This window comes from Acetobacter malorum (assembly GCF_002153605.1).
Lineage (GTDB): Bacteria > Pseudomonadota > Alphaproteobacteria > Acetobacterales > Acetobacteraceae > Acetobacter > Acetobacter malorum_A.
The window spans coordinates 1-12,127 of sequence record NZ_JOPG01000021.1 but is presented as its reverse complement, the minus strand read 5'-3'; the positions used below and the strand labels follow the sequence as shown (position 1 = coordinate 12,127).

Here is a 12,127-nt window from a genome sequence, read left to right as displayed (position 1 = left end):
CAAACAAGTTTGGCATAATTCTGCTTTATTTTCTAAATAGAAGCCCCGCCTGTAAAAGGTCATTCATGGTAGGAACTTTTAGGGTTATGTGGTGTTGTAAGGCAGGGTTTCGTTGATTTTTATCGTTAAAACATGCGGTATATTATAAATTTTTAGATATCCTGTTGCGGGTGCCTTATATATCCACAGTGTCTTGCGGAGAGTTAAACGGCAAACAAGATGTAGGGGGTAAGTCAAAATTATACAGGCTGAAACTAAAAGCAGGTAGCACTTATGATTTATGAATTTTCTTACGATGAGCGGCATCAGTTTCTTTCAGTTTATGAGAAAATGCTCATCTCGCGGAAAAATTTTTTTGAAAACTACCCGGAATGGGGACAGGCCTTTCAGCCGTGCCCGGTAGAAGACGAGTATGACCGGCGTTGCAGCCCCTTTTACATCGTTGGTCTGCAAGATAGCAGCGATGCCGTCGCCTCCGTGCGGATTATGCCCACAACAGGCCCGACAATGTTGCGGGAGGAATTTTCTCCTTATTTCCCGTACTGCCCGGATATTATCAGCCCGGATATCTGGGAGCTTTCCTATCTGTCGACAACAGCCGACACAACGTCGCTGGCAGGGCGGAATCTGATGCTTGATGTGCTGAAAACAGTGTATGCCCGCGCGTTCGCAAACGGCATCAAACAGGTTGTCGGAACATACCCCCGTTCTAAGCTGCGGTTGTATCGGCGTCTGGAATGTCTGCCGTTTCCTCTTTGTGAGGGGGATATCAACGGGCAGGAGTTCTGTGTGGGGGTATGGGATATCAGCCCGCTGACGTTGCGGCATCTGACGGAATTGCAGCTCCGCCCATTTTGAACAAAGCGACTTATTTGTAATGATTGGGCTTGCTGATCAGGAGTATGCTGGCCGAACCTGAGAAGATGCGATATGAGAGTGCGGGTTATGACAATGAAGCAAATAGCACCGACCCTTATTCTTCCAAAAGCTTTGCAAGGCCTTGTTTCAGCCATTACCAGAGCACAGTCTCTGGAGGAGCTGTCTTCTGTTTTTCAGAAAATTCCTGAAACATGCAACATGAGTAATGTTGTTTATTATTTTGCAGGGTCAGGGGAAAAACTTCTGAACCCGGACGGCTTTACCTGCACAACTTACCCGCGGGAATGGCAGGAGCGGTATTACAACAAAAACTACCTGCTGATTGACCCTGTCGTCCAACGGGGTTTGCACAATGGTCTGCCGTTTGAATGGCGCGACCTGAAGATTGAAAAAGGCACGCCGGGTTACAGTCTGCTCATGGAAGGGCTGGATTACAGTCTGGGACATGCAGCCTTGAGCATCCCGTTGCTGGGGATAGACGGCTCCCGCGGCCTGTTCGCCATTACCAGCAATGACCCGCATAAATTTGAGGGCCTCGCCCGCGTAAGCTGTGTGCGCGATTACCAGATGCTGGCCAATTATGTGCATGAGGCCTATCTGCGGATCACAGCGTTCCAGACCAGAGGGACGATGGCTCTGTCCGGCGAGGAAAGAGCCTGCCTGAAACTGGCTGCCGAAGGCCTTCTGGGGCATGAAATTGCCCGTAAGCTCAAACTGTCAGACCCCGTCGTGCGGTTGTGTCTGCGTGTCGCACGCCACAAGCTGGGAGCAGCGACAACAGAAATGGCCATTCTCAACGCAAACCAGTTCGGCGTGATCTGAGGCGATCAGCCGCCAGTTTGCGCTGGTCTCAGCTCTGGTCAGCGCCTTTCAGGTTTTTGTAACTCTCCAGCGCAATGGCGCGCGCCTGCTTCAGCTCCACAATCGGGTGCGGGTAGGTGGTGCCGGGCACAAAGCGCAGATGGCGGCTCAGTGTAGCGTCCATTTTCCACGGCGTGTGGATCAGCTTATCCGGCAGGCCAGCCAGTTCCGGCACCCATGTGCGGATATAAGCCCCTGAGGGATCAAACTTTTCGGACTGCCCGACGGGGTTAAAAATGCGGAACCAGGGCGAGGCATCAATCCCTGTTCCCGCACACCACTGCCAGTTCATGGCATTTAGTGCCGGGTCGGCATCCACCAGCCGCTCATAAAACCAGCGTTCGCCTTTACGCCAGTCTGTCAGCAGATGTTTGGTCAAGAAGGAGGCGACGACCATGCGCACCCGGTTATGCATGGTGCCTGTCGCCCTTAGTTCCCGCATGCCCGCATCCACCAGCGGGTAGCCGGTGCGGCCTTCTGTCCAGGCGGTAAAAGCCTCTGGGTCATTCTCCCAGGGCATCTGGTCAAATTCAGAGCGCAGATTGCGGGTTGGCATCTTGGGTTCATAGAAAAGCTGCATCCACCCAAAATCACGCCAGCCGAGTTCGGACAGGAATTTTTCCGTATTCACATGGTCACCGCTGCGCGTTTCTGCTTTTCGTGCGGCCTGCCAGATCTGCCGTGCAGAAATTAGCCCGGCGCGCAGATAGGGAGAAAGGCCAGACGTGCCCTCGCGGTCGGGCCGGTCGCGGTCCGTCTCATAGTGCGCCAATGTATCATCCAGAAAATCTTCCAGAATGGTATGGGCATTTTCTTCACTGCACGGCCAGTATTGCGCGGCCTGTGTGGCATCGTCCGGTAAGGCAGGCTTTCGCAACGCTTTGGAGGCAACGTCTTTTTTAAACGCCTCCGGCACAGCGGCAAACTGAATAGTCTGCGGGGCGGGCAGGGGGCGGCCGGGCTCGCCCAGCTCCCGTGCGGCGCGCCACCATGCCGTAAAAATCCGGTAAGGATGCCCGGCTCCGGTGCGCACGGCCCAGGGTTCATGCAGCAACCGTGCGGAAAGGGACTGTACTGCCACGCCCTGTTCCGTCAGCGCGGCTTTCAGAGCGGTATCAATCTCTTTCCCCACCGGGTCATACCGCCGGTTCCAGAAAACTTCGGAAACCCCGGCAGCTTTCACAAGATCCTGCACGACGGAAAGCGTTTTCCCCTCCGGCGTCAGCAGCGTGCCGCCTTGCTTGCTCAGTGCTTCGGCCAGCGCCCCGGCAGCCTGCCCCAGCCACCAGCCAATCACCCCTTTGGGCAGACAGGCCTCATCCTGCACATACGCGCACAGCACCGGCTGGCCGGTGGCGCAGGCGGCATGCAGCGCAGGGTTATCGCTCAGGCGAAAATCATCCCGAAACAGGACAAGAACAGGGGCGGGGGGTATGGAAGCCGTCATGGCGGGAGAGTGCCGCCTTCCTCTCGCTTATGCAATGGTTAGCGCCCTTTGCGCCAGCGTAGCAGCCCTGATGCAACCGTTGGCTTTTACTGTCGTTAAATAGCGTTCCGGTTCGGGGCTGAGCGATACCGCCTGTCTGGGCAACATCCTGCTGGCCCCGGTGCAACTCATGAGAAAACCCGCTAGAAAGACGGCACATATTTCCCAGAGACCACCCCAAAGAGAAGGACCCTCCGCATGACCCAGTCCTGTTCCCCCACCGGTTGCGGCCCGCTCACGCCAGAGCAGGAACATATTCTGAAAGAACACGGCACGGAATATCCGGGGTCCAGCCCTCTCAACCATGAAAAACGCCCCGGCCTGTATCACTGCGCGGGCTGTGGCCACACGCTGTTTGAGTCCGACACCAAATATGAAAGCGGCAGCGGCTGGCCCTCGTTTTACGATGCCATCCCCGGTGCGGTGGAAACCACGCAGGACAGCCGCCACGGCATGGTGCGGACCGAGGTGCATTGTGCGTCCTGCAAGGGGCATCTGGGGCACGTCTTTCCGGATGGCCCACTGCCGACAGGTTTGCGCTACTGCATGAACGGTCTGGCGCTGGATTTCCGGCCCTCTTGAATCCGGGTCCGGCCTCTCCCATTTGGTAAATCATGACATACGCTCATGCCACAGCCGGAAACGGCTCGCCCCATACGGCCTCTCATACCGCTGAGGACATTGCGCATCGTTTGCGCCGTGTCCGGCGGCTGGCCTGGATTCTGGACGCCGCCTTCCGCCTCCCCGGCACGCGCTTCCGGGTGGGGGTGGACGCCATTGTCGGCCTGCTGCCGGTTGGCGGCAGCGTGGTGATGGGCCTCGTCTCCCTCTATATCGTGTGGGAGGCCTGGCGCCTGCGCGTGCCCACCAGCCTGCTGGCCCGTATGGTCGGGAACGTCCTGCTGGAAACGGCGGTCGATACCGTGCCGATTGCAGGCGATCTGTTCGACGCCGCCTTCAAGGCCAACCTGCGGAACGTCGCTCTGCTGGAGCAGTATTTCGGGCATACAGCCCGCTAAAGGCAGGCCCGGAGGCGTTAGTCCTGCTTCACCCCAATGCCATGCAGGAACAACGTCCAGGCCCGCTCAAAAAATGCCTCACGTTCGGCCTCGTCTTCCAGTGGGCGCAGGCCAAACAGGCTTTCTTTCATCGGCCAGCCTGTCAGCAATCCGCTCCATAAATGGGCCGTCGTGGAATCGGCGTGACCTTCTTCAATCTGGCCCGCCGCCTGCGCCGCTTTCAGCAAGCGCAGAAAACTTGCGTGAAACGGCTCGCTGATATTCTCAACAGCATGGTCTATCAGGCTGGGATAGCGGTAGGCGTCAGAAATCAGAATCCGATACGTTCCCAAAGCATCTGGCCGCACGATAAAATCCAGCATCAGGCGACTGACGTGCTTCAGCTCCAGCAACGGGTCCTTCAGCGGCGTTTCCGCCATGGTGCGCAGCAGGCAGGCCGTTACGTTGGTAATTACCGCCTTAAACAGTGCTTCCTTTGACGGATAGCGCCGATACAGCGTCTGCTTGCTGGCGGAAGCCTTGCGGGCAATCTGGTCGACCGATGTCCCGGCATAGCCATGCTCCACAAACAGGCTGGCCGCGACTTCCAGCAAATGCTGGTCCAGCTGTTCCGTCCCGGATGGGGTCGGCCGCCCGCACCGACGCTTCTTCCCCTCAAGGCAGGGGTGCGCCATGTCCAGATGACTGGCAGCGTCAGGTTTCGTCATAAAGCAACGGGCCTCAAAGAGCGGACGGGGGAAAGGCGTATCAGGTGACCGACAGATGGGTGTTGTCTCGCTTTTTTTTGCGTGAAAGACAAGACGCCGACTGGTTCCTCTGCCACCATGCCCGGATCTGCCATGCTGATAAAGCCTGTCCTCACCACTTCCCGCATGTGTGAGACTCTGGCCGCTGGTGCCCGCGGGTAAAACGGCGCAAGATCACGCAGGTCTGCCTCACCACCCGGCAACAGGGCGCGGCAGCAGGAGAAGCAGAACGTCATGGTGCCGCCCCCCACAAAAACCCCTGATACGGCCAGCGCCCCCTCCGTCCCGCACGCGCCCCACGCCCCGCCGCCCGCCGCTCACTCCCCCGCAGATCAACAGGGGGCAGCCCTGGCCACCGTGCAGGCGCTGGAGCACACACTGGCCCGGTTCTACCGGCTGGTAATGGTTGTGGTGGTGCTGGGCGTGCTGGGGCTGATTATCGGGACAGGCGGCCCTGTGCTGATGGTTGTCTGCGCCTCGGCACTGGTGGCTGTGGTACTGCACGGCGCGGCCCGGTGGATTACGCATCTGCTGCGCCTGCCGGAATGGCTGTCCGTCATGCTGCTGGTGCTGGCTCTGGCTGCGGCTGCAACGGCGCTGGTGCGGGTGTTCGGGCCGGAACTTACGGTGCAGGCCGGGCACCTGCGCACGGCTCTGGTCTCACAGATCAGCACGCTGCATGACCGCCTGAACAGCGGCCAGTTCGGCCACCTGATTCTCGACCACGTCCCGCAATCGCTCGGCGGCAACCAGACGGGCGGCGGCAGTCGCGCACCGGGGCTGGATTTTGCTGGCTCCATGACCAACGTGCTGACGTCCACCTTTGGTTCCGTCGGCACAATGGTTGTGATTGTTATTGCCGGCATCTATTTCGCGCTTTCCCCGCGCCTGTATGCCAATGGCATCCTGCGGCTGACGCCGGAAAGGCACCGCCCGCTGGTCCGCTCTCTGCTGCAAACCATTGCCCATACCCTCTCCGCGTGGGTGGCGGGGCAGATGCTGGATATGACGGTGGTTGGCGTGCTGACTTGGCTCGGCCTGTGGGCCATCGGTATGCCTCTTGCTCTGCCGCTCGGGCTGATAGCAGGCACGGCTAATTTCATCCCGTATCTGGGGGCGTTTGTGGGGGCCATCCCGGCCTTGCTGATTGGCCTGTCCGTCAGCACGCAGGAAGCCCTGATGGTGCTGGGCCTGTATGGCGTCATTCAGGCGTTTGAAGGCTACGTCATGTCCCCCTTCATCCAGAAACGCGCCGTCAGCATGCCGCCCGCGCTCACCATTCTCTCGCAAACTATTTTTGGGGCGTTTCTGGGGATGTGGGGCTTCATTTTTGCCTCCCCCATCACCGCCGTTCTGCTGGCTGTTGCTACCCGCCTCTCTGCGCCGCTCAAAGAAAAAGACATGCTGTAAAACACGCTCTTAAATCTTCTCTTTTCCCGTCGCTGGTCCTGCTGCATAGGGACACGGAACAGTGCGAAAGGGAAACAAAGGGATGAACACGCGCAAGCCGCTGGATGCCAGAGCCACCAGCCTGATGGTCGGCCTGTGCTTCTGTTTTGGGTTGCAACAGGTCGCGCTCAAAGCCTCAGCGCAGGATATGGCCCCTATCCTGCAAATCGCGCTGCGCTCCGGTCTGGCGGCCGTGCTGGTGGTGGTCCTCATGCTCTTCCGGCGGGAACGTCTGGTGCAGGTGGCCCAGACCTGGAAGCCCGGTCTGGCCGTGGGCGTGCTGTTCTTTCTGGAATATCTGTTTCTGGGGCAGGCGCTGCGCTACACCTCCGCCTCCCGCTCTGTCGTGTTCCTGTATACGGCCCCCATTTTCACAGCCCTCATCCTGCACTTCATGGAAACATCAGAGCGCATGGCCCCGCTCCAGTGGGCAGGGATCCTGCTGGCATTTGGCGGCATCGGCACGGCCTTCCTCGGTCATCATGCCGGAGCAGGGCAGGGAGCGGCCCTGTCCCTGCTGGGGGATGCACTGGCCCTGCTGGCCGGAGCAAGCTGGGGCGTGACAACAGTGGTCATCCGGATGTCTTCTCTCTCCCGGCTCCCCGCCAAGCAAACACTGCTCTATCAGCTGCTGGGGGCGTGCGTACTGCTGCTTCCCATAGCTGTGCTTTTCCATCAGACGGCTTTTACCGTCACGCCCATTCTGCTGCTCAGCCTGAGCTATCAGGTGCTTATTCTTTCCTTCATCGCGTTCCTGCTGTGGTTCTGGCTGTTGCGGCATTATCAGGCCTCGCGCATTGGCGTGCTGTCTTTCATGACGCCTCTGTTCGGCGTGGTGCTGGGGGCCGTGCTGCTGCATGAACCTGTAGAGCCGGGCTTTGTAACCGGGGCAGTTCTGGTGGTGGCCGGGCTGGTGCTGGTTAGCGGGTATGGGTGGATCAGCCAAAGTCTGAAAAAGGCTCGAACCGCCGCCAAAAGCTGAGAGACGCTCATCACAACGCCGAGACCAGCCCCGGTCTCGGCCCCCTTGCCTGACTATAAAGGTGGCAACCGGCCCATTTTTTGTGCATATTTGGCCTTTCTTTGCGCAGCCCCTGCTTCAGGAACCGGCCATGCCTACGCCTCCCGACTACGAGAAATTCAACACCCTCAGTCCGTTTGAGCTGAAAGATCAGCTCATCAAGCTGGCGTCCGGACGCGCCCAGCGCGCCATGCTGGATGCCGGGCGCGGCAACCCCAATTTTCTGGCCACACTCCCCCGGCAGGGCTTTTTCCAGCTTGGCCTGTTCGCCACGGCGGAATCAGAACTCTCCTTTTCCTATATGGCAGAAGGCGTTGGCGGCTTCCCCCGCAAAGATGGCATAGAGGCGCGCTTCAACGCTTTTGTGGCTGACCACAAGGCCGAACCCGGCGTGGCCTTCCTCCGCCGCGCCCTGTCCTACGTGCGGGATCAGCTTGGCCTGTCCGCCGAGGGCTTCCTGCAGGAAATGACAGCCGGCATTCTGGGGTGTGATTACCCAACACCGCCTCGCATGCTGCGCTATTCGGAGCAGGTGGTGCGCCATTACCTCCTGCGGGAAATGGCAGGCGGCACAATGCCAGACGCCACAACGGACCTGTTCGCGCTGGAAGGCGGCACAGCGGCCATCAGCTATATCTTCGCCTCCCTGCGGGAAAACGGGCTGATCCGCCCCGGCGATAAAGCCGCCATCGGCATGCCGGTCTTCACCCCGTATGTGGAAATCCCGGAACTGCGGGATTACCAGCTGGATGAAGTCCCCATCTACGCCGCGCCGGAAGCAGGCTGGCAATATCCGGATAGCGAGCTGGACAAACTGCTCGACCCCGCCATCAAGGTTTTTCTGGTGGTTAATCCCAGCAACCCGCCATCGGTAAAAATGAACGATGCCGGGCTGGCCCGCATTGCGGACATCGTCAAAACCAAACGTCCGGACCTCATCATTGTCACGGATGATGTGTATGGCACTTTTGCCGACAACTTCCGTTCGATTTATAGCGTCTGTCCGCAAAATACTGTTCTGGTCTATTCCTTTTCAAAATATTTCGGTTCTACCGGCTGGCGACTGGGTGTTGTGGCAACACACACGCAAAACGTTCTGGACCGGGCCCTCGCGGCCCTGCCGGAAGAGGAAAAGGAGGCGCTGGACAAACGCTACGCCTCCCTCACGCCCGATGTGCGCGGCCTGAAGTTTATTGATCGTCTGGTGGCCGACAGCCGCACCGTGGCGCTCAACCACACTGCTGGTCTCTCCACCCCGCAACAGGTGCAGATGGTGCTGTTTGCGCTCTTTGCTCTTATGGACGGGCGGGAAGCCTATAAAACGGCCCTGAAAAACCTGCTGCACCGGAGGGAGATTGCCCTCTACCGTGACCTTGGCGTGCCTGCACCCAATGACCCCGGCTGCACGCACTATTATACCCTGATCGACCTCGCCAACGTCGCCACCCACCTTTACGGCACCCGCTTTGCCCGTTGGCTGATCACCCGCGTGGACTACCAGACCATCCTGTTCCGTATTGCGGATGAGACCGGCGTGGTGCTGCTGCCGGGCGATGGGTTTGCCGTGCGTCGTCCCTCGGCCCGCGCGTCCCTCGCCAATCTGAATGAATACCAGTACGCCGCCATTGGTGGCGCGCTGCGCCGCATGGCGGACGAGTATTACGAACGCTACAAAAAAGAAAAAGCTACCGACACAACAAGCAAAAATACCCCCTGACCTCATCCCGCCGCAGCGGGTAGGCCAGCATACACAGCACAGACCGGGGGCAGAGAAGACCACTCTGCCCCCATACACAGGCGTCACGTTCCTGTGTGACGCCCCGCCCGGATAGGGTCAGATAAACCGCGTCCCGGTCCTCCTGAAATCCCGACATAGTTCCGAAACACCAGCACAGTCGCCACCCTTGAAGGCGTGGCGCTCATGCTCGTCCTGGATCCAAATAACACGATTAAAATAGTATTAAACATATAACACAAAAATAATGATAAGAATCGATATATACGGATTGACGGTGTGAATTGTTCCCGATATCTCGGAAGTGAAATACACTAAAAATGGTCGTGCTATAATGATATCACCAAGACGTTTCGTTTTAATTGGAACTGTTGTGTCGTCTTGCGGGATGAGCATGGTCATGGCGCATGCGCAGGAAAAGGCCGCTAAAACGCCCGCAGAAATCCGCGCCGCTGAAAAGAGAAAGACCTCAGGCACATCCCAACAGCACCCGGCCACACAGCAGCCCAGCAAGCCCCATTCTGCTCAGGTGCGGCCGGGCAAATCCCAGTCCGTTCCGGCTCAGACGGCTCCAACCGCATCCGGCAAACCGCAAAGTGCCAGACGGGAAGAGCTGGATGTGCATGGCACCGCAACCCCGGCCTTCTCAGGTGGGGCGCTGGGCAGCAAAAGGCCGCTGGATACCCCCTTTTCTATCCGCACCATCACCAGCGCAGAAATACAGGAACGACAGGTGAAATCTCTGTCCCGCCTGTTGTCTCAGGATGCGTCGGTTGTCACCAACGGGGATACTTATTCCTTCAACGCCTACAGCGTGACGGTGCGCGGCGTGCCCCTGGATGATTATAACGGCTACAAGATCAACGGTGCGCCGCTCTATATGACAACTGTTGAGCTGCCGCTGGAAAGTTTTGAAAACGTTCAGCTTCTCAAAGGCGCATCCGGCTATATGTATGGCTTCAACGCGCCGGGCGGTATCATCAACTATCAGACCAAAAAACCCACGGAGCGCCGCACGTTTGAGGTCGATGCCGGATATAGTTCAGGTGCCATCGCCAGTGAGCATATTGATACCGGCGGCCGCCTGTTTAACAAGGTGTTTGGATACCGTCTGAATCTGACGCATGAAAAAGGCGAGACCTATAACGGCTCCCACGTGGAGCGCTATTCCGGTTCTCTGGGTGTGGATGCCCGTATCGCCAAAAACCTGCTCTGGACCGCAGACGCTATTTATCAGGACAGAAAAATACGCGGTCTGGTGCAGGACTTTTTTATCGACCCCACAACCTACCCCTCCAACAAACTCCCGGACCCCATCAGCGGGCATAAAAACCTGAATTCCTATCCCGGCTCCATGTTCACGTCGCATGTCCTGTTTCTGACGACCGGTCTGAAGTGGGATATCAGTCATAACTGGAAATTCCGTGTGGATTACAGTCACAGTCAGGACTGGCGCTCCTACCAGAGCGAGTGGATGTCGCTCAATAACAGGGCAGGGGATTATGACTCCTACCTCTCTACAGACCCACGCAGCTGGTCCGACTATAATCAGGCGCAGGGTATTCTGGAGGGCAGCTTTCACACCGGCTTTGTCAAACATGACGTGACGTTGGGGGCCACATGGCAGGGATTAACCAAATATCTCCCCACCAACAGCGAGTATGTCAATATCGGCTCCCAGAACATGTATGCGCCGATTATTCCCCGCCCATGGAACGTCAATAACGACTCTCCTGTTTACCGGAATTACCGGTCAGATCAGGTCGGCCTGTTCCTGAGCGATACGGTCACGTTTACCCCCCAATGGTCTCTGCTGGCAGGGGTGCGCTACACCAATTTCCAGCAGAACAGTTATAGCGCTGCGGATGTCAGAACAACATACAAGGTCAACCCCGTTACCCCCACCGTGGCGCTGCTCTATCATCCCGTTCGGAACATGACAGTCTATGCCAGCTATGTTCAGGCTCTGGAAAATGGCGGGACCGTTGGCGATACCTATAAAAACGCCCGCCAGACCCTGCCGCCCATCCGGTCCGATCAGGTTGAAGTCGGGGCCAAGATCACCCGCCGCACGTGGGATCTGACCGGCGCGCTCTATCGCATCACGCGCGGCGCGCAATATGCCAATGCGGATAATTACTATGTCTCCAACGGCACGCAGGTCTATCAGGGGTTTGAACTGAACGGCCATGTGGACCTGCCACTCGGCTTTGTCGTTACGGATAGTCTGGGGATCGAGGCCTCAAAATACAAAAAGACCGACCCGTCCATTCAGGGGAACACGGCGGAAGCGATTCCCACGTTCCAGAATATGTTTACGCTCACAAACAATATTCAGGCCGTGCCCGGTCTGTCTGCCTCAGCAGAAGTGCATTACACCGGCAGAATGTGGGGTGACGCCATGAACGTCTATCACATCCCCGGCTACACCCTGCTCAACCTGCGGGCCAGCTACCGCACACATATCGGCAAACACCGCGTCACGTTCAGGGCAGAACTGGATAACGTCGCCAATACCCACTACTGGGGTGTTCTGGCCTCCGACTACTTTTTCGTCGGCGCACCCCGAAGCGTCTATCTCAACGCCCGATTTGATCTCTAAAGGATTTTTCCGCACGAGACGAAAGCCGGTCCGTCGTCCTTAGGGCGAGGCACATCCTGTCACCCGGCCGTCTGGCCCGCGTGGCAGAATGTGTGCTTCCAGCCATGACCGGCTTTTTCTGAAAAACATAAAGAAGAACGAAAAAAGGCACCATTCCGCAAAGAATGGTGCCTTCTGTCTGGTTATGCAGAAAGATCAGGCGGTGAGTTTTCTCACAGCGTCCGTCTGTTCAGCGTCAACGATATAGTTTTCAGCAGTCACAGCGGTGATGATCAGCATCCCCATTTTACCACCTGTCTGTTCAGACAGCGGCAGCAGGGCGTTGCCGT

The 12,127-nt window shown here is 57.9% G+C and carries 10 protein-coding genes; 8 read left to right on the top strand and 2 right to left on the bottom strand.

The window, feature by feature from the left end; translation table 11 throughout:
* The first annotated feature begins 273 nt into the window (after nucleotides 1-273).
* Both HK23_RS09720 and HK23_RS09715 read left to right on the top strand, forming a co-directional pair.
* A complete protein-coding gene (locus HK23_RS09720) occupies nucleotides 274-858 on the top strand; it encodes an acyl-homoserine-lactone synthase (protein ID WP_086653812.1) in 585 nt (194 codons plus the stop codon).
* 72 nt (nucleotides 859-930) lie between these two features.
* Nucleotides 931-1,701 (top strand): helix-turn-helix transcriptional regulator, encoded by a 771-nt coding sequence (locus HK23_RS09715; RefSeq protein ID WP_086653811.1) that lies wholly within the window; start codon nucleotides 931-933, stop codon nucleotides 1,699-1,701.
* 28 nt (nucleotides 1,702-1,729) lie between these two features.
* Here HK23_RS09715 and HK23_RS09710 read toward each other — a convergent pair whose 3' ends face one another.
* Nucleotides 1,730-3,187 (bottom strand): cryptochrome/photolyase family protein, encoded by a 1,458-nt coding sequence (locus HK23_RS09710; RefSeq protein ID WP_086653810.1) that lies wholly within the window; start codon nucleotides 3,185-3,187, stop codon nucleotides 1,730-1,732.
* A 237-nt stretch (nucleotides 3,188-3,424) separates the two neighbouring features.
* Here HK23_RS09710 and msrB point away from each other — a divergent pair, with 237 nt between their 5' ends.
* Both msrB and HK23_RS09700 read left to right on the top strand, forming a co-directional pair.
* Nucleotides 3,425-3,808: a peptide-methionine (R)-S-oxide reductase MsrB gene (gene msrB / locus HK23_RS09705; protein WP_063907052.1), complete on the top strand. Its 384-nt coding sequence runs from the start codon at nucleotides 3,425-3,427 to the stop codon at nucleotides 3,806-3,808.
* Between the two features lie 32 nt (nucleotides 3,809-3,840).
* Nucleotides 3,841-4,245 (top strand): DUF4112 domain-containing protein, encoded by a 405-nt coding sequence (locus HK23_RS09700; RefSeq protein WP_086653809.1) that lies wholly within the window; start codon nucleotides 3,841-3,843, stop codon nucleotides 4,243-4,245.
* Nucleotides 4,246-4,262: 17 nt separating this feature from the next.
* Here HK23_RS09700 and HK23_RS09695 read toward each other — a convergent pair whose 3' ends face one another.
* A complete protein-coding gene (locus tag HK23_RS09695; protein WP_231888173.1) occupies nucleotides 4,263-4,952 on the bottom strand; it encodes a TetR/AcrR family transcriptional regulator in 690 nt (229 codons plus the stop codon).
* Between the two features lie 273 nt (nucleotides 4,953-5,225).
* Here HK23_RS09695 and HK23_RS09690 point away from each other — a divergent pair, with 273 nt between their 5' ends.
* The 4 genes from HK23_RS09690 (at nucleotide 5,226) to HK23_RS09675 (ending at nucleotide 11,798) form a co-directional block, all read left to right on the top strand.
* A complete protein-coding gene (locus HK23_RS09690) occupies nucleotides 5,226-6,401 on the top strand; it encodes an AI-2E family transporter (protein WP_086653808.1) in 1,176 nt (391 codons plus the stop codon).
* An 82-nt stretch (nucleotides 6,402-6,483) separates the two neighbouring features.
* Complete coding sequence (locus HK23_RS09685; protein WP_086653807.1) at nucleotides 6,484-7,422, top strand: DMT family transporter; 939 nt, start codon at nucleotides 6,484-6,486, stop codon at nucleotides 7,420-7,422.
* A 130-nt stretch (nucleotides 7,423-7,552) separates the two neighbouring features.
* Nucleotides 7,553-9,178, top strand: a complete 1,626-nt coding sequence (locus HK23_RS09680) for a bifunctional aspartate transaminase/aspartate 4-decarboxylase (RefSeq protein ID WP_086653814.1) — start codon at nucleotides 7,553-7,555, stop codon at nucleotides 9,176-9,178.
* A 418-nt stretch (nucleotides 9,179-9,596) separates the two neighbouring features.
* Nucleotides 9,597-11,798, top strand: a complete 2,202-nt coding sequence (locus tag HK23_RS09675; protein ID WP_086653813.1) for a TonB-dependent receptor — start codon at nucleotides 9,597-9,599, stop codon at nucleotides 11,796-11,798.
* The last annotated feature ends 329 nt before the right edge of the window (nucleotides 11,799-12,127 follow it).